Below are 20,618 nucleotides of genomic sequence, written 5' to 3' on the forward strand. Positions count from 1 at the left end.
CCAGATAAATAACGTATAAATTAAATAAACCCTTTCCCATGTCGAATAATTTTTCAAATACTACTAGTTCTATCCCAGTCGAAGACGCTGAATTGATTGATCTTTCAGCTATATGGGGCAGCGTGAAACGCCATTGGATCGTGCTAGCAACATGCGTTATTGTCTGCATCCTCGTCGCCACGGCGCTCTGGTCAATATTGCCACCAAAATGGCGGGCATCGGCCACCTTGCAAATTGGTCAATTACCAACGACTTCAACGGCTCTAATTGAGACTACCGGACAAGTCGCCGAGCATCTTAAACAACGCCAACTGCAAGACCAAGCATTGGAGAGTGTCGGCCTTCCCTTGAATGAGGATAGCGACCGCCGCACAAATCTTTTCCGCAAAAGTCTCAAGGCTATTCCGGGGAAAAGCACCGACTTCGTTGATGTAAACGTTGCCGGGTTCTCCCAAGAGGAAGCCAAATCCTCTCTAAACGCCACGTTACAAGCCTTAATCCGTGCACATGAATCACTCGCTGCGCCAATGATAAAAAATCTGAATGAACGGATTGAGGCTAATACGCATCAGATGACTCAAGCGACAGTCGAAAAAGCGCGCTTGGAAGCTAGCCTTAAGAATGCGGCAGCGTCTCCGAACGGCGCCAAATTTGAGCCAAGCATAGTAGTCATTAATTTATTAACAAAGCAAGACCAATTAATACGCGACTTGAAAACGGAGCACGCTGGTCTGGCAGATCTAGACACAAAAATCAAAGCATTCCCCACGAAAGTGGCCGATGCTATTTTTGTACCGGAGCAGTCCTTTTTCCCAAATCTTGTATTGTTCCTGCTGGGCGGCCTCATTATTGGCACGATTGCCGGAATCGCACTGGCTCTGTTTCGAGACCGCAACCTTCCAAAAACACGGCGTTAAGCAGGAGTGTTGCAAATAAACGGCGATATTTACACAGTCAGGGATAACACTTCCATTTATCCATTTTCCCGGCTATAATCTCGCTCTTCCCTACACAAACTTGGTTTGAATTTACATGACCACAATTCGTCTTAAAGAAAACGAGCCCTTCGAAGTTGCGATGCGTCGCTTCAAGCGCACTATTGAAAAAACAGGTCTGCTGACTGAGTTGCGTGCACGTGAATTTTACGAAAAGCCAACTGCCGAGCGCAAGCGCAAGCTGGCGGCTGCTGTGAAACGTCATTACAAACGTATTCGCAGCCAGCAATTGCCGAAAAAACTGTACTAATATTTGCACTGATTCTTCATCGCACTCAGTGCGGCTGACTGAATCGCGTTACAAACCCGCTCCGGTGTTGCTCCGCAGCGGGTTTTGCCGTTTTTTTCGGCATCAACGGTAGCGTTGCACGATCGCCACAATAATCCAGCATTTTGTTTTTCTGATTTTTTCTGATTTCAGATGAAAAACACCACCGAATGGAGAACTGCATGGGCTTGAAAGAACAGATCACCGAAGACATGAAGGCCGCGATGCGCGCCAAAGAAACCGCAAAACTGAGCGCCATCCGGCTGATCACTGCAGCCATCAAACAAAAAGAAGTGGATGAGCGCATCGAGTTGGGCGACACCCACGTGCTTGCCATCATCGAAAAGATGATCAAGCAACGCAAAGATTCCATCAGCCAGTTTGAAGCCGGCGGCCGCCAGGATCTGGCCGACATTGAAAAAGCCGAACTGGTGATTCTCTCCGCCTACATGCCAGCCGGCCTGACGGATGCAGAAATCCAGTCTGAAGTAGCTGCGGCCGTTGCCGCCAGCGGCGCCAGCGGTCCGCAAGACATGGGCAAAGTCATGGCCATATTGAAACCCAAGCTCGCCGGCCGCGCCGACATGACTGCGGTTTCGGCACTGGTGAAAACCGCGCTGACCAAAGCTTGAGCACCTGATTGCCCGATAAAATATTGCCTGTCGTCGAATCTAAGTGATCCCACAATCCTTTATTCAGGACCTGCTCAACCGCGTCGATATTGTTGATGTGGTGGGCAAGTACGTGCAGTTAAAAAAAGGCGGCGCAAACCTGATGGGCTTGTGCCCCTTTCACAACGAAAAATCGCCCAGTTTCACGGTCAGCCCGACCAAACAGTTTTATCACTGCTTTGGTTGCGGCGCACATGGCACGGCGATCGGTTTTCTGATCGAATATTCGGGCCTCGGTTTTGTTGAGGCTGTAAAAGATCTGGCGCAAGGCGTCGGCATGACGGTGCCGGACAACGACGACAAGATTCCGCCGGCGCAACGGGCTGAGTATCAGGCAAAGAGCCTGGCTCTGTCGGACGCCATGAGCGCCGCCTGCGATTTTTATCGGCAACATTTGCGCAGCGCGCCACATGCCGTCGACTATTTGAAACGACGCGGCTTGACTGGCGAGGTTGCCGCCAGGTTCGGACTGGGCTACTCGCCCGACAACTGGGATAGCTTACGCCTGGTCTTCCCTGACTATGAAGTCACCGCCCTGGTCGAATCGGGCCTGGTGATCGATCGCACGGACGAAGAAGGCAATAATCGCAAGCGTTATGATCGCTTTCGCGATCGCATCATGTTTCCCATACGCAATACCAAAGGGCAAGTTATCGGCTTCGGCGGCCGCGTCTTGGATAGCGGCGAACCCAAGTACTTGAATTCGCCGGAAACACCCCTATTTCAAAAGGGTAGCGAGCTGTATGGTTTGTTCGAAGCGCGCCAGGCAATCCGGGATGCCGGATACGTACTGGTGACTGAAGGCTATATGGACGTGGTGGCATTGGCCCAACTGGGATTCCCACAGGCGGTGGCCACACTGGGAACCGCATGCACACCGACCCATGTGCATAAATTGCTGCGCCAGACCGATCATGTGGTCTTCAGCTTTGACGGCGATCGCGCTGGCCGCAAAGCTGCGCGGCGCGCATTGGATGCCTGCCTACCGCATGCTACCGACAATAAAGTCATCAAATTCCTGTTCCTCCCGCAGGAACACGATCCGGACAGCTTTGTGCGAGAACTGGGAGCAGAAGCATTTGAGCGCCAGATCCATGACGCCATGCCGTTATCGCAATTTTTACTGAACGAGGTCACGAGCGAAGCCGATTTGAGCACATCCGAAGGACGTGCGCGGGCGCAATACGATGCCAAGCCTTTATTGCAATTGATGCCGCCGTCGTCATTACGGCTGCAAATCGTACGCGGCCTGGCACAGTTGACGCAATCGACGCCAAACGAAATCGAGACCTTGTTTGAACTGGCCAAGCCAATTGCCAGCGCGCGCCGTGCTCCGCCGCGCAGCAATCGGCCGGCGCCGGTAGGGCTGGAGCGGCAAATCATCCGTTTGCTGGTCGCCCACCCGGCGTTTGCCTCAGAACTGGATGATGCAGCGCTGGACGCCGTCGCGCACTTTGCACCGGATCGCGCAGAAATGCTGGCACGCCTGATCACCGCAAGCCATGCGATGGGCGAACAAGCCAATTTTGCAACGCTGGCTGAGCATTTGCGTGAAGGCGGCGAGGATTTTGAATCGTTGATTGCGGAAATTGCAGCAGAATCGGAATCCGAAACGGAAGCGGCGCGATTAGAACTGGCGGGTGCAATTCGCCAGACTAAAATGAAGATATTGAAAGACGAACTTGATCAGCTGGCGGCGACCGGACTTGGCAACGAAGAAGCGCGCAATCGTTACCGGGAATTGATGCAAAAACAGGAACAGTTACGGCGCGAAGCAGAAGCGGAAACGAATTTGCGCTAAGCAATTGCTTAAAACTTAGGCAAATCGACGCAAAAGAAATAAATCGGGCGGCACAACAGGGCCGCCCGCATTGGAGGAAAGCCCCTCCATATGCTATAATTAAAGGCTTTAGATTCAACACCTTAGGCCTAGCCGAATTGGGCGTTGAATTGATAGTAGCACCAGATTGATTTAGACGGATAGGAAGGTAGTGAGGAAAGCAGTAAGGATAGCAATAGCAGGCGCTCAGGTAATTCTGTCAGCGATTTAAGCTTATCAAAATTCAAACGGACAGAGTACAGGAAGCTGCAGCGCGCAAATCAGTGTAACCAATTGGTATTTGATTCCATGGCGAATGCAATGAAGAGACCCGCGAAACCCCTGACACTTTCCGTAAAAAATGCGAAGCCGGTAGCGGCCAAGGCCAACTTAAGCAGCTCCTCCAACTCGAAGTCCTCCGTCAAAAAAACGGTAGCTGCATCCAAAACGCCGGTGAAGCCCGTTAGTAAGAAAGTAGTTTCTAAAGCAACTGCAACGACCACGAAAGCATCAAGAACTGTTGCAAAACCAGTATCTGTGAAATCGAAAGCCCCTGTGACAAACAAGAAACCACAACTCAAAGTCGTCAAATCAGCCAAAAATGCAGCGGCGGCTCCAGTTAAAGCCGACGTTAGCGTCATGATTGGATCAGGCGTAAGTCAAACCACGGATGCCGCAACATTGGCGGCGATTGACACTTCCGGCTACATCTTGCCGTCGGTGAAGGTACCAGGACGTCGTGGTCGCAAGCCAAAAGAATTCCAACCGGAAAACGACGAAGTCGCGGCACTCAATGCGGTCGAACGCGCTGAACTGAAAGCTGTCGACAAGGCCAAGGCGAAAGATCGCAAAGCCAAGGAAAAGGCTTTGCTGAAAGACGCCTTCTCGTCCGACACCGAAGCTAGCGAAGAAGAACTCGAAGCGCGCCGTCAAAAGCTCAAGACCCTGATCAAGATGGGTAAGGAGCGCGGCTTCCTGACTTTCGCCGAAATCAACGATCACCTGCCTGAAAACATTATCGATCCGGAAGCCATCGAAGGCATCATCGGTACTTTCAGCGACATGGGCATCGCCGTTTCCGAACAAGCACCAGACGCAGAAACGCTGCTGCTGTCGGATAACGTTGCCACCGTTGCCAGCGACGACGATGCGGAAGCTGCGGCGGAAGCTGCGCTGTCTACCGTCGATTCAGACTTCGGCCGCACCACCGACCCGGTCCGCATGTATATGCGTGAAATGGGTTCGGTCGAACTGCTGACGCGCGAAGGCGAAATCGAAATCGCCAAACGCATCGAAGACGGCCTGAAAGACATGATCCAGGCAATTTCCGCCTGCCCGACAACGATCGCCGAGATTTTGCTGGCTGCCGACAAGATCGGCAAGGACGAAATCAAGATTGATGAAATCGTCGATGGCCTGGTCGATCCTAATCAGACGGACGAAGCCGCGACCGCCAGTGCAGCAGTAGCTGCCGCCGATGACGACAGCGAAGAAGACGAAGAAGAGGAAGAAGAAGTCGAGGAAGAAGATGACGCCAGCTCGACCTCCGGTGCTGCCGGCTTCTCGGCCGAACAACTTGAACAACTGAAGCGTGATGCGCTCGGCAAGTTTGAAACCATCTCTACCCAATTCGACAAGATGCGCAAGGCTTTCGAAAAAGAAGGCTACAACTCGAAGCCTTATGTCAAGGCACAGGAAATCATTTCCAACGAATTGCTGGGAATTCGCTTTACCGCCAAAGTCGTCGAAAAATTGTGCGACACCCTGCGCGGTCAAGTTGATGAAGTGCGTCAAATCGAACGTCAGATCCTTGACGTCGCGGTGAACAAGTGCGGCATGCCGCGCCCGCATTTCATCAAGGTTTTTCCTGGCAACGAAACCAATCTCGACTGGGTAGACGGCGAAGTCAACGGCAACCATGCGTACAGCACCGTGCTCAGCCGTAATGTACCTGCCGTAAAAGAACTGCAACAACGCCTGATCGACTTGCAGGCGCGCGTCGTGCTGCCGTTGCCGGATCTGCGCGGCATCAACAAAAAGATGGGTGCCGGCGAGAAGAAAGCTCGCATGGCCAAGCGCGAGATGACCGAGGCCAACTTGCGGCTGGTGATCTCGATCGCAAAAAAATACACCAACCGCGGCTTGCAATTCCTGGATCTGATCCAGGAAGGCAACATCGGCTTGATGAAAGCAGTCGACAAGTTCGAATATCGTCGCGGCTATAAATTCTCGACCTATGCAACCTGGTGGATCCGCCAAGCCATCACGCGTTCGATCGCCGATCAGGCGCGCACCATCCGTATTCCGGTGCACATGATCGAAACGATCAACAAGATGAATCGCATCTCACGTCAGATCCTGCAGGAAACCGGCGCTGAGCCGGATCCAGCGACGCTCGCGATCAAGATGGAAATGCCGGAAGACAAAATCCGCAAGATCATGAAAATCGCCAAAGAGCCGATTTCGATGGAAACACCGATAGGCGACGACGACGATTCCCATCTGGGCGATTTCATCGAGGATAACAACACGCTGGCGCCGGCCGATGCTGCATTGCATGCATCGATGCGTGGTGTCGTGAAAGATATCCTGGACTCGCTGACCCCGCGTGAAGCGAAGGTATTGCGGATGCGTTTCGGTATTGAAATGTCGACCGACCATACATTGGAAGAAGTCGGCAAGCAATTCGACGTGACACGTGAACGGATTCGTCAAATAGAGGCTAAAGCGCTGCGCAAGCTGCGCCATCCGTCCCGCTCCGACAAGCTGAAGAGCTTCCTGGAAGGTAATTAAGATTATCCGTGAATCATTCAATATTTTTTTGAACGATTCACGATAATTCGCCTACCTTTCATCCAGGTATTTTTCTATAATACGGGATTGATTTTAAGATACTGTAGTGTGCTTAAGCGGGATATGCAGACACCGCAAGCACGCGCCACTACAGCGCCCTAAGGAATTGGGCCCCTAGCTCATGCTTGGTTAGAGCAGCGGACTCATAATCCGTTGGTGCCCAGTTCGACTCTGGGGGGGCCCACCATATAAAACAAAGGGTTACAGGCAATTGCGCTTGTAACCCTTTTTCATATGTGTAATTCCTGTGTAATCAGGTCACGCCGCACTGGCAATTGGCTCCACTTTTTTGTCTGGGGCAATACGCTCATCCAATTTCCGTAAAGCGTCTTGCACGTGTTCTTGGTTCTGGTGGGAGTACCGGACAACCATTTGCAAGGTCTTGTGGCCGGACACCTTCTGTACTGTCGGCAAGTCCACCCCCGCTTGCACTAAATGTGTAATCGCCGTATGTCGAAGCGTGTGTGGCGTGATGGGACGCCCCTTTAAGCCAGCTTGATCGACTACACGCAGCCAAGGATCGCGCAATCCTTCGGTATGTCCAGATTTTGATCTGGCTGAAGCAAAGAGCCAATCACTATCGGCGGCAATTGATTGCAGGTAACTTCTCAAATATTCTCGTAACGCCTCGGAAATCGGAACCGTTCTGGCTCCCGCTTTCGCCTTTGGTAAGTGAATGACTTGCTTGTCAAAGTCGATGAATTCGGGACGCAGTGAAAGAATCTCGCCGGTTCGCATGCCCGTATGCAGTCCGATGCAAATAAATGGGTAAATCTGCGCGTTGGAATCGCCACCCGCAGCCAATAGAAGTGCGGCCATTTCGTCGATGGTGAGGTATTCAAAACGCGTCTGCTCTTCCTTAAACCGGCGCAGCTTCACGGACAGCGACGAAATCCAGCCCCACTCTAGTGCGCGGTTCATGAGATGGGACAGTACCGCAATCTCACGGTTGACGGTTGCGCGGCTAGTAAGCTTTGTTGAGTCGGCAGGCACGCGATCCTTTGCAGTTGCGCCGCGTCGTACCCCGCCCCGCAACGACGGCTCCCCGCATCGCAATTTCTTGTAGCGTTCGACGCTCAGAGAGTCAATTCTTGAAAGCTCCATTTTTCCGAAATATGGCACAAGGTGCAACGCCAATCGCCGACGTTTTTCCGGTATGTCTTTGCCATTGCTCCGGGCAAGTTCCTCAAGGTAGCGCTGCGTGGCCACGCTAAAGGAAATATGATTTTTCCGTCCTTTGGCAAGCCCCAATCGCTCATTGACGGAGTTGCTGCGCATTTCAGCCATGTCCTTCCAAACAACAAGTGGCGTCATCCCCTCTGACTCCCTGCCTAATGAGCGATGTATGCGTTTTCCATCGACCATAATATTGATGCGAAATGCCCCATCACCGTCACGCATTCGCTCAAACTCGATGCCATGCTCGATAATTTGCTCACCAGCTTTCAGACGTTGCATCCCAAGCTTGGTTAATTTCGAAAACTTCTTTGCCATTTTATTCCTCCATCTTCTCCTGATACTTGGCAGTGGCTTGCTGAATCTGCGGCCATTTTCCCCGTATCGCATCGCGCCTCGGGTCGCCATTAGCGTCGAAGAACTCGTGCTGTTCACGGATCACCGTCCAGATGCGCTCCTCATCAAGGGTCAGCAGATCGGGCGCGGTAACGGCTAAATTCACCAGCCGATCTGAATCGAATGGCGACCATGTCAGATTGAATAAATTACTTTGCGTATTGGGAAGGTGCAATTGTGCGCTTTGCAGCAGCGGCTCCAGCGACTCCGTCAACAACTGCGACAACGTTTTTCCGGTGACGCGAGACAGCAAGTCCAGCCCATACCGTGTTTTTTCTGACACCCGCAGCGTTAAAACATCCTTCTTCGCTTCCCGACTAATTTTCAAAGCCATCTTCAATCCTCCATGATGAACAAACGTTCTCCGACAGTTGACATCATACCTCATCAAGCGTAGTCTTTCAAATACATATTTTTAGAAAGGACTACGAAATGACTTACCCTGATTTGAACTTACAACACAAGCCACAGGATCGGATGCGACCAGATGCAGCCGCTACTTATCTGGGCGTGTCACCCAAAACTTTAGCTATGTGGCGTTGCACTCAAAAAGGCCCCGCGTTCTGCAAACTTGGGGGCCGTATTTTTTATAAGCTGACCGATCTGAACACATGGATAGACGAGCGAAGTGATTTAATCAGTTCCAGTCAAGCCAGAGCGCTGGAAGACATGAGAAAGGTGGGGCGCTTGAAAATCAAATTGGCGTAAGCCGCCAACCGGATGTGCGCAATAAGTCAAACAGCGAGGAGTCAATGGAGTGAGCCTCAATGTCCATGCGGTTTAAGCAGCACCTAGACCCCATAGAGATTCAGAGTTCGCAGCGTGGTCGGATAAGAAATATGGTCTGCCTGCTAGTAAGCAAGTAAGTTGGAAAGCAGTCAGTCAAGAAAACAATATTTATGAGATTAACCAATGGAGTGATTCAAAATGGCCTTGAGCATCATAAGGCGTGTAGGCATCGACAGAATTGCATTCAATTTAAGTCTCAAAGGCAAAGAACTTCATAGCCTTATACGAAAAAATATTTGGGACTTGGTATCGAATAAAAAAAAATTGTCGCCCTTCTGGAAGATCACCTTTCCAAAGCCTATTACTGATGATTATCTATGTCTAAACTTCGAGTTGCACAGCAAGCAGATTGCGTTTCAGCTTACCTTGGCACGGGAATATGAACATCGCTATTTCCGCTTGGATTTGTACCCAGATAAATTTTCGGAAAACGAATTTGAAGAAATCAAGAAAGTCGTTAGTTTAGCCATCGCGCCTCTAGACTACGATTACCTGTTCAAAAAAGGAAAGGTTTCATACATCGAGGTCTATGCTGACTTCTTAAGTCATCCAATGCACACGTTTATTCCGCTCCGCACCCATATTAGTGATTCGCAAATTATTGTGGAAAATGGGATCAAAGGGACTTTATACCTTGGTGCTCAGAAGAGCGATAGCAGGCACGCGTTTTACGATAAGAAGAAACAGCTTTTGGAAAAAAAAGGACTGGAAACGCCCTATGCAATCTGGACACGCATTGAAGCGCGGCTTACTCACCCCGGCCACAAACCCTGTGATTTGCTAATGCACCTGCCGAACCCTTTTAACAAAATCAGCATCGTTGACCCGATAAGAGCGCGGAAAATATCAATTGACAGCGAATTCCATAAGCTACTAGACGCCTGCGAAGAAAATGGTTCTGGTTCTGCTTTTCGGGGATATTTGCCATACGAGAAAAAGGTGTTTCGGCAAAAATTAAAGACCTGTTTGGTATGGTGGTGGCGACCCGAAAAATTATGGGGTCACTTCCCGAACGCCTTGGCGAAAATCACGCCATGACTGGGGGGAGGCAATTGTCAGCTACCTTCGGCAATTGATTGCCAACCCCGCACGAATATGACACTAAATTTGGAGCGGGGAGAATGGCCTTTGACAAATCGAACTTAACCCCCTAACTTGCCCCTCATATTTATTACTTAATTTCGCAGGCCAAGAAAATTACCGACCTTGAGTGCGGAAATTGATTGCCAACGCCGCACATGAAATTCAATACCGAATTTGATATACGGTTAATTTTGTTAGGCGTAACGATCTTTGACAAACCACTAATTACCACCAAAGATACACCTAATTTTTGAACGTTTAATTTAGGCCATTCTCGTAGTTGCAACGTATATTTTTGCCGCTTTCATCCAGATTTCGGACGATATTTGTTGATTCCAACCTTGAATTAATGGGGCATACAGAACTAAGGGAGTAGCAAAACCGATTCGGCAATCAGTTGCAAAAATAAGGATTTTCTGCCCCGTGAAAATTGGTATCCCCGCAGGCCCTTTGCTGTTTGCCGGTACTAAACATGAGAGATGACGCTCACATATTTTTCTGTGTGCGCTACATACGCTGCAGCCATGGCATTTCCCTGTTCAGCCATCAATTGCAATTCGTCCTTCAGGTCACTTAGATTGCCCATTGCAACAACGTCACCCGATTCTTCCGCTGCCTGCATGAAGAGTTCAGCGGCTTGCAGAATGTCGCGCTGCACGCCTTGGCCGAATCGAAAGCACACGCCAAGGTCAGTAATGGCATCCATGTAATGTCTTTCTGCCGCCAGCGTTATCCGGGCAAGCAATCCAGTGAATCTGAACTGGCAATCAATTGCCAAACCACGGAGGGCACCCGATGGCATGCTGGGGGCGAACCGATGATTGAAAATCCTTGTGCCGGTGATTCGATTCCGCTCCGGTCCGGGTCACCAACTTAATCAAGCACTTAGCCTAGCCTTGACGATTGGACTTTTTGCTATCCGGATGCTGTGGACAGCGCCAGAGAAGTCCAAGCAACAGAAACGCGGCCAATCGACGAAAGGTGGCTTTTTAGTGCCATCGTCGAGTACTATTGGATATAAGTTCATTTTTCATAACCAATTAAACATGCAGACAGGTATTTCGACTGAAACTTCTGGTCGCTGGCCTATACCAAACCAACAAAACTTTGATATTGTTGGCAATGAAAATACATTGGTAGAACGCTTTGTTACCCAGTATGAAGCCAAATTGCGCACCGCAGCTTCGGGGCGTTATAACTGTCATGGCTTAACGTTCGGATCACGCAGAACATGTATTGATGACGCAACGTCAATTGTAAGAATTTTGGTGGATGACGGCTATAAATTGGTAGATATCGCCAGCGTCATGCCGGGAGACGTTGTCCTTTATTATGACCCAGACGGCACCGTTTCCCATTCTGGTATTGTTGCTTTAATTCCCGATGGCCCATTGAAGTTTCCGCAAGTAGTTAGCAAATGGGGCGTGGCGGGTGCAGAGTACTTACATTGGGTTCACAAAAGTCCGTACGGAGTCGATTACAAGTTTTATCGTGTAGATCACTCAGGTGAGTCCATTATTTTGTCGAAAATCATTCTAGGCCAATAAATTATGAGCTTGAAACATAGTGCATTTGACGATGCTATGGTCGCAGTCGGGACGGCAAACACTACGACCTACCTTCTCAATCGACTTCGCACGCATCCGCTTGTTCAGTACTTGGTTGAAAAATTCTCCATAGAACAACTATCGGACAAAGTTCTTCAGGAACTGAAAAATTCTGATCGGTCATTGCAAAGCACGACGATTATCCTTCTTTTGACTCAAGCGATTATTCAGAAATCCAGCGATGCCCCTATTCCAACCAATGTCCACAATGCGCTACAACAATCAAAGGTGATGTGGGTGAGCGAATTGCTGTCAGTTACTCAGTTCTCCAACCGCAATTATGCAATGACAGTCACAAAGCTAACGATACCTAATTTGCCGAGAACAGGATCATCAAGAGGTGTCAGCAATACAGCACGGAATTTCATCATGAACAGGGGTCAGAATTGAAATCACATTTTCTTATTGCGGCCAACACCGCAATAACCGACGCTCAGGCAAACACCTTGTCTTTGATCGAAATTGTGGAGAGTTTTGAAGTTCCTCAATTCCCTGTGATCGTGCCACGTTTAACGTTGGCTTGGCTTACTTCAAGAGATGTCTCTGAACCGGAACGGACAGAGTACAGTATTGAAATAACAAACAACGGAGAAAAGACTTCGTTCCCTGTTCAAGTCAATTACGATGGTAAATTGCGTCATAGAGCGGTTGTTCAATTCCAAGGCATAACTTTGTCTGCTCCCGGCGATCTGGAAATCCGAATGGCCAGTATTGATGGCAAAAGAAAAAAGATCGTCGAAAGTCTCTCGCTTCCTATTGCCCTCGTAGGTTCGCAACCGATACAGGCTATCGTTTCGGGAGAAAATACCTCCTTGCCCCCTACGAAGAAAAGCCGAAAAGGTGCATCTAAAGCTAAAGCTAAAGCTAAAGCTAAGACCTAATCTGCAGAAATAGGTTGTGGGTTAAGTCGGAGGAAGTGGAGGCGGCGCTCTGGTATCGTTTCAGTGCACTTCTGAGGGAGCAATTATGGTTAAGGCAGTAGGGTATTCCGGCGTCGAACTGCCGGTAGACGAAGCGGTGTATGACGACAACCGTTTTCTGTTGGACAAGAAGCAGATTGATGCTAACTTCAAGGCTGGCATGTACAAGGGTTTGGACTTGGAACAGCAAAACAATCTGCGTGAGTACGTAGGCTTGCCGCTACTGACAGAAGATACGCAAAATCCCATGCACCTAACAGTGCGGTCTTAGAGCAAAGCTAACTAAAATCTTTTTTTGTTTCCTGCTGTCTTACGACGACATGAATTTGTCGTGTAATTTCTGTGTAATCCATTCGAGAAAAACAGCGAAAGATTGGGAATTAATGAGTATTCGGAAATTGTGTAATTTCCCGTAAAAGCCAGACTGGGAAAGGGTTTGAGCGCATTGAGGAATTCCCCAGATCGGATGCAGGTCGCACTCATAATCCGTTGGTGCCCAGTTCGACTCTGGGGGGGCCCACCAGTAACACCGAAGAAAATAAAGGGCTCACAGCGATGTGGGCCCTTTTGTTTTTTAGTTTTGCCCACTTCTGCGCCATTTTTGCGCCATTGGGTCTCCAACCAGGAGACTTTTGGCATGGCACAAATCCGTAAACGCGGCCCTTCGCAGTATCAAGCGCGAGTCCGTATCAAAGACTATCCCGAGGCAGTCAGCGCACACACCGTCCCGATGGCGCCGCTGAAATTACGGACGACACTCTCGCCACTGAAGCGCTTGCCGAGAAGTCCGAACTTTCTCTATAAAGAAAGAAGAGCCGTGGCATTTCTATGCCACGGCTCTTCTTATCGGCTAATGAACTGTACAACCTTGTCGGTCGATAGATCGTAATACGCGCCAACTACAAAATCCCTACCGATTTACTTTACACGAGGGGTCTGTATCCCACCGCCCTGAACAAATGCGCCAGCGGCACAATTCACCTTCGATCAGACCAAGTTGTTTGCAGCGTTGTAACAAGCCGCCTGTGCTATCGCCGCTCTTCCGCTCAACAATATCAGGCGTATCGGCCGTATTTTGTGCGACAACAGGTTCCGCAGATTTCTTCTTGGCTGCTTGCTTGGATTTGGCAGTTTCTTTGGTTTTAGACGGTTCGGTCACGCTGTCGCCATGCGAAACCAGCGCCGTCAGGATGTTGACATCGCTGTCTGTCGGCTGAGCGGCGGCCGCTTTCGGCGCTTTCTGGGCGCTCGTTTTTTTCTCTTGAACAATGCGGTTTACCAACGGTGCATCCACACTCTTGCTGGCTGGCTTGGATTTCGAAACCTTGGGTTCTTCCAGCGCTTTCGCCAGGGCGGTCGAAGTGACCGGCACACCTGCTTCCAGGGTTTCCGTCAATTTGGTACGGGGATCTGTCGATGCCTGGACTGGGATGGAATCGGATTTTTCCGAATGCGAGACCGGATCATTTTCGATCACGGCTGCTTGCGATTCTGTTTTTTCCGGTGGCGCAGCGTCGTTTGCGGCAAGTGCAGGAGTGCTTGACGGCAGCTCCTTAGCGGCAAGCGTCGTTTGCGCATTGGCTGTCATGGCAGTGTCGACCTGACTGCCGCGTTGGCCCCAGGCAAAAAACACACCTACTCCGGTTGCCGCCAGTAAAGCGATGACAAGTGCTGCACGCACTACACCGGATTTCTTTTGCGCAATGGCACTCGAAGGCGATTCCTTGCCTTCCAGGGCATTCAGGATGCTGCCGCTGCTATTTTCTGTCGCCGCCGATCCCGATAACAGATTCGGTCTTACTGAGCCGCGCGCAGTTTCTTCAGATGGTTGCAAGACACAATTCTCCAAATGTCATTTATTGAACACAGACCGACGTGACGCCAAGTTTGATAAGGTATACTCTGACAACTAAATATGCCAACTGGCAATATATTACCAAAAAATTATAGTTTTTCTTTGGTAATATTCAGGAGAAGGTTTTTGTGTTCGTCTTAATCGTTGCCCTTTATTTTTTACTTGCATGCGGCATCGCTGGGTTGCTGTTATTTCCAGCAGTCCGCGAGATTGTTTATTTAACATTAATCAAGCAACGACAACAGATTGGGATCCAGGTCCAGAACTGGAGAGATCGCCGATCCCAGACCACAAAATCCTTCTCGCAAAATCTGCACGCGTCGAGGCTCTCAAGCTGGCAATTTATCAAACGGCATTATTTGGTTTTATTTGCCGGGACGGCGGTTGTGCTGATACCGCCTTTAATCGCCTGGACGTTGAGCAGTAAAACCATGCTCGGCAGCTACGACGATTCCGGGCAAGTGGTTAACCAGCAGATTGCCGCGTTGTTGGAAGGGGAGCAGTTAGTACCGCCGCCGCCGCTGCCGCCCGAGGTGTTTACCACTCAGGAAGTGGCGCAGGTGCGGCCGATGCTGGATACCGCAAGCCGTAACTGGCAGGCACTGGATGCGGATTTCACTCAGCGCTTGCTGATGACTTTCAAGATCATGAAAGAGAAGTACGGCTATGACATGGTGATTATTGAAGGTTATCGTAGTCCGGAACGGCAGAATGCCCTGGCGCAGATGGGCGGCAGCGTGACCAATGCAAAAGCGTTCCAGAGCTACCACCAGTACGGACTAGCGGCTGATTCGGCGTTTATGCGCAGCGGTAAATTGGTGATTACCGAGAAAGATCCGTGGGCCATGCGCGGTTATCAGTTGTACGGCGAAGTGGCGGAGTCGGTTGGACTGACTTGGGGCGGTCGTTGGAAAATGATGGATCTGGGTCACGTGGAATTCCGTAAGCCGGGCGTAATGAAAAGATAAGACCGCTGTATTTGCTCTGTATTTGTGAAAATGACGAGAAATCGATAAGAAGAGGAATGGCATGGCGAAGCGATTGATAGTATCGAGCGATAAAGCATCATCCAGCGGGACGTGCATCCAGCGGGCGACGTCCGCTTTTGGCAGCCCTACCCTGGCTCATTGTTCAGGCTGACACAGTCATGCAGCATGTCCTTGTCAGCAGCAATTGCTCTTACCGCATGGTCGCGTACCAGCAGCATTTGTAGATCCGGCCGCCTTCAGCGCGCGCCGTTTGCGTAATTTCCGAAAAAATCAACTACTTAATTACTGATACCTATGCAACGAATTTGGCAATTTCTCACGAATGCACGAACCCTGGCGGTAGTCGGTTTTGTGGCGCTAGCCTGCTTTCTCTTTCTCGCTGCAGACGCCTTGCAAATCGACGGCATCTGGGTCGTCATCTTTTTAGTTGCCGTCCTGCTGATCTGGGGATTGGTCCGGCTGTACCGCTGGCAGCGCACTAAAACGGCGTCGAAAAATTTCAGCTCCATGCTGGAAGGCCAGGCCGAGAAGGTCAGCGACAAAACCAGTGCAGTTGGCCGCGACGAAACCGAAACCTTGCGCAAGCGAATGCTGGAAGCTATTTCCACTATCAAGAATTCCAAGCTTGGCGAAAAATCCGGCGCCACTGCCTTATATGAACTGCCGTGGTACATGATCATCGGCAATCCTGCCGCCGGCAAAAGCACTGCGGTCGCCAATTCCGGTTTGCAGTTCCCACTGGCTGACAAGAACAACAATATCGTGCAAGGCGTGGGCGGCACCCGGAACTGCGACTGGTTCTTCACTACCGACGGCATTTTGCTGGATACCGCAGGACGCTATTCGGTACATGAAGAAGACCGCGCCGAATGGTTCAGTTTCCTCAGCCTGCTGAAAAAACATCGCAGCCGCGCACCGATCAACGGCATCATCATTGCCGTCAGCGTGGCCGAACTGGCCGGCAACCGCCCCGAGTTCGGCATCGACCTGGCTAAAAACCTGCGCCAGCGCGTGCAGGAACTTACCGAGCGGCTGGAAGTTTTTGCGCCGGTCTATGTGATGTTTACCAAAGCCGACCTGATCACCGGCTTTACCGAATTCTTCGACGACATGGATCGCGGCGAAAGAGATCGGGTATGGGGCGCGACCTTGCCTTACAGCAGGAAAACCAGCAGCCACGACGTCCTGTCATATTTTGACGAGCGGTTTGACGAACTGTTCGAAGGCCTCAAGGAAATCAGCTTGGCCAATATGGCCTTGAATCGCGGTGACCGTTTGCCGCCCGGCGTGCTCACCTTCCCGCTCGAATTTGCGGCAGTAAAAGGTTCCTTGCGCGCTTTTATCGCCACGCTGTTTGAAGAAAATCCGTTCCAGTTCAAACCGGTATTCCGTGGTTTCTATTTCACTAGCGCTTTGCAGGAAGGCAGCGGCATCAGCAGCTCTTCAGAGCGGATTGCCGAACGGTTCGACCTCAAACTGCAAACGCTGGAACGGCCGGAGATCCATTCCAAGAACGGCTTCTTCCTGCTGAATCTGTTCAGGAAAGTGATTTTTTCCGACAAGGACCTGGTCTCGCAATATGCCAGCCGTCACAAAACCCGGCTCCGCTACACCATGTTTTTCGCCGCCACCGCACTGGTCGGACTGGCTTTGGCCGGCTGGAGCTGGTCGTACATTGGCAACCGCCAATTGACCGCCAACGTCCAGGCAGACCTGGACAAGGCCATCAAGCTGCAGGAAAAACGCCTTGACCTGCAATCGCGCTTTGAAGCGATGGAGATCCTGCAAGACCGTATCCAGCAATTGCAGAAATATGACAACGGCCGTCCCCTGTCGCTAGGTTTCGGCCTGTATCAAGGGGATTTGCTGGAGCAGAAATTGCGTGAAGAATATTTCGCCGGCATCAAGGACATCATGCTCAAGCCGGTAACGGCGAATATCGAATCGTTCCTGTCTGAAATGAATGCCCACGCCGGTTCGCTGGAACCGATGGCGCGTCCGGTACAGTCGACCAATGCCGCGCTGCCAGCGTCGGGAATCGCTGCAACTACCGCTGCAACTACCGCAGCCCCGACCGCCAGCGCCGGCAGCAGCAGCGCGCCCCAGCAATACAAAGATTCTTCGCCGACCAATGTAGAAGACGGCTACAACGCATTGAAGACTTATCTGATGCTGAGCGACCGCTCGCGTGCCGAGTCCAGCCATCTGAACGATCAGTTGACCCGCTTCTGGCGCGGCTGGCTGGAGAGCAACCGCGGCAACATGACGCGTGAACAAATGATCCGTAGCGCCGAACGCCTGATGAGTTTTTATCTGTCGCAGATCAACGATCCATCCTGGCCTACGATAGAAAGCAAGCTGACCCTGATTGACCAGTCGCGCGACAATCTGCGCCGCGTGGTGCGTGGCATGGCTGCCAGAGACCGGGTGTACGCGGACATCAAGGCGCGCGCCTCGACCCGCTTCCCGTCAATCACCGTGGCCAGCATCGTTGGCGACCAGGATAAGGAACTGATTGTCGGCAGCTATGCTATTCCAGGTACATTCACCCGCGACGCCTGGGAAAAATTTGTCCAGGGCGCTTTCAAGGAAGCGGCGAACAAAGAACTGCAAAGCGCCGACTGGGTCTTGAAGACAGCATCCAACGACGACCTGACGCTGGAAGGCAGCCCGGAACAGATCCAGAAAGCTCTGGTCAGCCAATACAAAACCGAATACGCCAAGGAATGGCAGAAGTTCATGCAAGGCGCCAATATTGCCGACCTCGGTGGGTTCGACAACGCGGTCAAGGCTATGAACCGCTTTGGCGATCCGTCAACTTCACCGATCAACAAGTTTGTCACCAGCGTCTATCAGCAGACTTCATGGGACAATCCGTCGCTGCTGAACACCGGCCTGGGACGTGCGCAAAGCGGCTTCATGGCCTGGTTCAGGCAAACCATCCTGCGGCAGGCGCCTTCCGGGGTTAACGTCAATCTAAACCTGAGTGCCGACGCTACTGCGACTCCTATGGGGCCGGTCGGCAAGGAATTTGCCGGTGTCGCACGGATGGTGACGGCCAAGGATAACAATGCCACGCTGATGGGCGGCTATATGGAAACCTTGTCGAAATTGCGTACCCGCTTCAACCAGATCAAGAACCAGGGCGACACCGGCCCTGGCGCCAACCAGTTGATGCAGCAAACCTTGAACGGCAGCGGTTCGGAACTGGCCGACGCCCTCAAGTATGTCGACGAACAGATGCTGGTCGGCATGAGCGACTCGCAGAAACAGGCGATTCGCCCGATTCTGGTACGGCCGTTGATCCAAGCTTTCGCTGTCACCATCAAACCGACCGAAGCCGAGATGAATCGCACCTGGCTGGCGCAGGTCTACGCACCGTTCGAGAAAACCCTGTCGGAAAAATATCCGTTTGCGGCCAATTCGAAAATCGAAGCGACCAGCGCCGAAATCGGCCAGACTTTTGGTCCGGACGGCAGCATCGCCAAGTTCGTCAATGCATCGATGGGACCGCTGGTAGTGCGCCGCGGCGATACCCTGGCAGCCAAGACCTGGGCTGACATGGGCATCACGCTCTCGCCCACCATGGTGTCGAGCTTCTCACGCTGGGTTGCGCCATTGGGCGCCAGCAGCGCAGCAGCCGGCGGCGGCGCTGCTGCGGCAGATGCACAAACAGTGTTCCAGATACAAGCTCTGCCGGCCGGCGGCACAACCGAATACACCATCGAAATCGATGGCCAGCAACTGCGTTACCGCAATACCCAGGCGCAGTGGACCAACTTCGTCTGGCCCAATCCGCAAGGGGTAGCCGGCGCCCGCATCACGGCAGTCACCTTCGATGGACGTACCATTGAAATCGCCAACCAGCCCGGTCGTTTTGGCCTGGAGCGCTTGATCAATACCGCGGTGCGCAAGCGCAAGGACGGCAATTTCGAATTGAGCTGGACCAATGAAAACATCACCGTGCCGATCAACCTGAAGATCATCAGCAGTCCGCAAGTCAGCGCCAAGACGCCGGACGGCGGCGCACAGCAAGGCCAGGGTTTCCGCGGCATGAAACTGCCGGAAACCATCGTGGGTACAGCGGCGGGGTCGGCTACTAATCCAGCTATCAATCCAGCTACCAATCCGACTACCAATCCGGCTGCCAGTCCAGCTACACCAACCGTCACTGCGGCAGGTGCGGTCAATGCAGGAGGGACCGCACAATGAGCGCAGGAGAAAAATTAGCCAATATCGGTTATTTCGGCAAGATTCCGAGTCGCGGCGACTTCATCAAGGCGACCGACAACGTGCCGCTGGTGTCGATTCTCGACGAATGGCTGGCGCAAGCCATGGATCTGCTGTCGGCCGAACCGCGCTGGAAAATCGCTTATGACGCGGTCAGTCCGCTGCACTTCGCCTTCATCGGCCCGCGCAGCAGACGCGCCATTGCCGGCCACCTGATCGCCAGCAACGACCAGGCTAACCGCCGCTTTCCGTTTCTCGCCGTCAGCACCATGGAAATCGACGAGCCGCAGGACTTTACGGCGAAGAGCCCGATGGCGTTCGCGCGCCTGTGGAACCGCCTTGAGGCCCAGGCTTCCGAGGTTGTGGCCGCTACCGATCCGGCACTCTCTCTGCAAAACCTGACAGCCACAGGCATTCCATTACAGCTGGGCAGCGGTGCATACCATGCGGCTTTCACCGACTTCATGGAGATTCAGACCATCGGCGGCCTGGAGAACATGCTGCGCAACGCCGGTTTCAAGGGCTCTTTGCGGCATCTGATCCTGGCGCTTGGCATCTTGCTGCAGCCGGTGATGGCAAGTTCTTCGTCGCGCCTGGAAAAGAGCCTGGTGATGCCATTGCCGGACGATCCCATGTACCGCAATCTGGTGGCGTCCTATTGGCTGCATCTGATCACGCCGTTTCTACTGCGCGGTAATTTTGAGCTGGCCACATTCGTGACCAGGATCAATGACCAGCCATCAATGGTGATCGGCTTCAGCGGCGCCTCGCCGCGCACCTTGCAAGCCCTCATGGATCCGCAGGTCGCTCTCGATCACCATATTTCTTTCGAGGACGCCAGCTGGGTCGAAGATCAAGTCAAGTCGGATTACAGCATCACGAAAATCGCCAGCTACCTGGCGCAACCCACCCTATCTTTAAAATCCGCTCATGATTCGTTTCGTGACGTATTTATTGGAGCTTGACG

19 protein-coding genes and 1 tRNA gene are annotated in these 20,618 nt (G+C 51.8%); 15 read left to right on the forward strand and 5 right to left on the reverse strand.

Translation table 11 applies throughout. The features are described from left to right. Positions 1-38: 38 nt before the first annotated feature. The 4 genes from VNZ60_RS22810 (at position 39) to dnaG (ending at position 3,735) form a co-directional block, all read left to right on the forward strand. Complete coding sequence (locus tag VNZ60_RS22810) at positions 39-917, forward strand: Wzz/FepE/Etk N-terminal domain-containing protein (protein WP_325663295.1); 879 nt, start codon at positions 39-41, stop codon at positions 915-917. A 115-nt stretch (positions 918-1,032) separates the two neighbouring features. Further along, a complete protein-coding gene (rpsU, locus tag VNZ60_RS22815; RefSeq protein ID WP_005665410.1) occupies positions 1,033-1,245 on the forward strand; it encodes a 30S ribosomal protein S21 in 213 nt (70 codons plus the stop codon). A 200-nt stretch (positions 1,246-1,445) separates the two neighbouring features. Continuing rightward, positions 1,446-1,895 carry a GatB/YqeY domain-containing protein gene (locus tag VNZ60_RS22820; RefSeq protein WP_325663297.1) on the forward strand — a complete coding sequence of 150 codons (450 nt, stop codon included), beginning with the start codon at positions 1,446-1,448 and terminating at the stop codon, positions 1,893-1,895. Positions 1,896-1,938: 43 nt separating this feature from the next. After that, positions 1,939-3,735 carry a DNA primase gene (dnaG, locus tag VNZ60_RS22825; protein ID WP_325663299.1) on the forward strand — a complete coding sequence of 599 codons (1,797 nt, stop codon included), beginning with the start codon at positions 1,939-1,941 and terminating at the stop codon, positions 3,733-3,735. Positions 3,736-4,034: 299 nt separating this feature from the next. On the opposite strand, the gene VNZ60_RS22830 is transcribed toward dnaG, so the two are convergent. Next, entirely contained in the window at positions 4,035-4,394 is a 360-nt protein-coding gene (locus VNZ60_RS22830) for a hypothetical protein (RefSeq protein WP_325663386.1), read from the reverse strand. On the opposite strand from VNZ60_RS22830, the gene rpoD reads away from it, so the two are divergent. Further along, the gene (gene rpoD / locus VNZ60_RS22835; RefSeq protein WP_325663301.1) at positions 4,309-6,546 is read left to right on the forward strand and encodes an RNA polymerase sigma factor RpoD; all 2,238 of its coding nucleotides are present in this window, start codon (positions 4,309-4,311) and stop codon (positions 6,544-6,546) included. The genes VNZ60_RS22830 and rpoD overlap by 86 nt on opposite strands. Before the next feature lie 168 nt (positions 6,547-6,714). Further along, a tRNA-Ile gene (locus tag VNZ60_RS22840) sits at positions 6,715-6,793 on the forward strand. A 71-nt stretch (positions 6,794-6,864) separates the two neighbouring features. Here the strand turns inward: VNZ60_RS22840 and VNZ60_RS22845 are convergent. Beyond that, complete coding sequence (locus VNZ60_RS22845) at positions 6,865-8,100, reverse strand: tyrosine-type recombinase/integrase (protein ID WP_325663303.1); 1,236 nt, start codon at positions 8,098-8,100, stop codon at positions 6,865-6,867. Between the two features lies 1 nt (position 8,101). After that, positions 8,102-8,512: a hypothetical protein gene (locus VNZ60_RS22850; RefSeq protein ID WP_325663305.1), complete on the reverse strand. Its 411-nt coding sequence runs from the start codon at positions 8,510-8,512 to the stop codon at positions 8,102-8,104. Positions 8,513-8,610: 98 nt separating this feature from the next. On the opposite strand from VNZ60_RS22850, the gene VNZ60_RS22855 reads away from it, so the two are divergent. Both VNZ60_RS22855 and VNZ60_RS22860 read left to right on the forward strand, forming a co-directional pair. Beyond that, the gene (locus VNZ60_RS22855) at positions 8,611-8,886 is read left to right on the forward strand and encodes a helix-turn-helix transcriptional regulator (protein ID WP_325663307.1); all 276 of its coding nucleotides are present in this window, start codon (positions 8,611-8,613) and stop codon (positions 8,884-8,886) included. 219 nt (positions 8,887-9,105) lie between these two features. Continuing rightward, the gene (locus VNZ60_RS22860) at positions 9,106-10,005 is read left to right on the forward strand and encodes a replication initiation factor domain-containing protein (protein ID WP_325663309.1); all 900 of its coding nucleotides are present in this window, start codon (positions 9,106-9,108) and stop codon (positions 10,003-10,005) included. A gap of 511 nt (positions 10,006-10,516) precedes the next feature. On the opposite strand, the gene VNZ60_RS22865 is transcribed toward VNZ60_RS22860, so the two are convergent. Next, positions 10,517-10,756, reverse strand: coding sequence for an SEL1-like repeat protein (locus tag VNZ60_RS22865; RefSeq protein ID WP_325663311.1), 240 nt, complete (start codon positions 10,754-10,756; stop codon positions 10,517-10,519). A gap of 115 nt (positions 10,757-10,871) precedes the next feature. Between VNZ60_RS22865 and VNZ60_RS22870 the strand changes: the two genes are divergently transcribed. The 4 genes from VNZ60_RS22870 to VNZ60_RS22885 all read left to right on the forward strand — a co-directional run bounded on the left by VNZ60_RS22870 (position 10,872) and on the right by VNZ60_RS22885 (position 12,848). Continuing rightward, entirely contained in the window at positions 10,872-11,597 is a 726-nt protein-coding gene (locus tag VNZ60_RS22870) for a hypothetical protein (RefSeq protein ID WP_325663313.1), read from the forward strand. 3 nt (positions 11,598-11,600) lie between these two features. Continuing rightward, positions 11,601-12,047 (forward strand): hypothetical protein, encoded by a 447-nt coding sequence (locus VNZ60_RS22875; protein WP_325663315.1) that lies wholly within the window; start codon positions 11,601-11,603, stop codon positions 12,045-12,047. Beyond that, complete coding sequence (locus VNZ60_RS22880) at positions 12,044-12,538, forward strand: DUF6941 family protein (RefSeq protein WP_325663317.1); 495 nt, start codon at positions 12,044-12,046, stop codon at positions 12,536-12,538. Before VNZ60_RS22875 ends, VNZ60_RS22880 begins: the two co-directional genes overlap by 4 nt. An 85-nt stretch (positions 12,539-12,623) precedes the next feature. Further along, positions 12,624-12,848 carry a hypothetical protein gene (locus tag VNZ60_RS22885; protein WP_325663318.1) on the forward strand — a complete coding sequence of 75 codons (225 nt, stop codon included), beginning with the start codon at positions 12,624-12,626 and terminating at the stop codon, positions 12,846-12,848. A gap of 639 nt (positions 12,849-13,487) precedes the next feature. Here the strand turns inward: VNZ60_RS22885 and VNZ60_RS22890 are convergent. Then, on the reverse strand, positions 13,488-14,165 hold the full coding sequence (locus tag VNZ60_RS22890; protein ID WP_325663320.1) for a hypothetical protein: 678 nt from the start codon (positions 14,163-14,165) through the stop codon (positions 13,488-13,490). A 395-nt stretch (positions 14,166-14,560) separates the two neighbouring features. On the opposite strand from VNZ60_RS22890, the gene VNZ60_RS22895 reads away from it, so the two are divergent. From VNZ60_RS22895 to tagF, 3 genes are all read left to right on the forward strand, one after another. After that, positions 14,561-15,400: a M15 family metallopeptidase gene (locus VNZ60_RS22895; RefSeq protein ID WP_325663322.1), complete on the forward strand. Its 840-nt coding sequence runs from the start codon at positions 14,561-14,563 to the stop codon at positions 15,398-15,400. 315 nt (positions 15,401-15,715) lie between these two features. Beyond that, a complete protein-coding gene (tssM, locus tag VNZ60_RS22900) occupies positions 15,716-19,633 on the forward strand; it encodes a type VI secretion system membrane subunit TssM (protein WP_325663324.1) in 3,918 nt (1,305 codons plus the stop codon). Further along, the gene (gene tagF / locus VNZ60_RS22905) at positions 19,630-20,616 is read left to right on the forward strand and encodes a type VI secretion system-associated protein TagF (protein ID WP_325663326.1); all 987 of its coding nucleotides are present in this window, start codon (positions 19,630-19,632) and stop codon (positions 20,614-20,616) included. Before tssM ends, tagF begins: the two co-directional genes overlap by 4 nt. The last annotated feature ends 2 nt before the right edge of the window (positions 20,617-20,618 follow it).

The sequence above is a fragment of the Collimonas sp. genome (assembly GCF_035566375.1).
GTDB lineage: Bacteria > Pseudomonadota > Gammaproteobacteria > Burkholderiales > Burkholderiaceae_D > Collimonas.

Excerpts from the sequence above, each read along its gene's own strand:
- VNZ60_RS22885 (WP_325663318.1), top strand. The coding sequence starts at position 12,624 with ATGGTTAAGGCAGTAGGGTATTCCGGCGTCGAACTGCCGGTAGACGAA.
- VNZ60_RS22810 (WP_325663295.1), top strand. The coding sequence starts at position 39 with ATGTCGAATAATTTTTCAAATACTACTAGTTCTATCCCAGTCGAAGAC.
- VNZ60_RS22845 (WP_325663303.1), bottom strand. The coding sequence starts at position 8,100 with ATGGCAAAGAAGTTTTCGAAATTAACCAAGCTTGGGATGCAACGTCTG.
- VNZ60_RS22860 (WP_325663309.1), top strand. The coding sequence starts at position 9,106 with ATGGCCTTGAGCATCATAAGGCGTGTAGGCATCGACAGAATTGCATTC.
- VNZ60_RS22830 (WP_325663386.1), bottom strand. The coding sequence starts at position 4,394 with ATGACGCTAACGTCGGCTTTAACTGGAGCCGCCGCTGCATTTTTGGCT.
- VNZ60_RS22890 (WP_325663320.1), bottom strand. The coding sequence starts at position 14,165 with ATGACAGCCAATGCGCAAACGACGCTTGCCGCTAAGGAGCTGCCGTCA.
- VNZ60_RS22875 (WP_325663315.1), top strand. The coding sequence starts at position 11,601 with ATGAGCTTGAAACATAGTGCATTTGACGATGCTATGGTCGCAGTCGGG.
- tssM (WP_325663324.1), top strand. The coding sequence starts at position 15,716 with ATGCAACGAATTTGGCAATTTCTCACGAATGCACGAACCCTGGCGGTA.
- VNZ60_RS22865 (WP_325663311.1), bottom strand. The coding sequence starts at position 10,756 with ATGGATGCCATTACTGACCTTGGCGTGTGCTTTCGATTCGGCCAAGGC.
- VNZ60_RS22820 (WP_325663297.1), top strand. The coding sequence starts at position 1,446 with ATGGGCTTGAAAGAACAGATCACCGAAGACATGAAGGCCGCGATGCGC.
- VNZ60_RS22850 (WP_325663305.1), bottom strand. The coding sequence starts at position 8,512 with ATGGCTTTGAAAATTAGTCGGGAAGCGAAGAAGGATGTTTTAACGCTG.
- tagF (WP_325663326.1), top strand. The coding sequence starts at position 19,630 with ATGAGCGCAGGAGAAAAATTAGCCAATATCGGTTATTTCGGCAAGATT.
- VNZ60_RS22855 (WP_325663307.1), top strand. The coding sequence starts at position 8,611 with ATGACTTACCCTGATTTGAACTTACAACACAAGCCACAGGATCGGATG.
- rpsU (WP_005665410.1), top strand. The coding sequence starts at position 1,033 with ATGACCACAATTCGTCTTAAAGAAAACGAGCCCTTCGAAGTTGCGATG.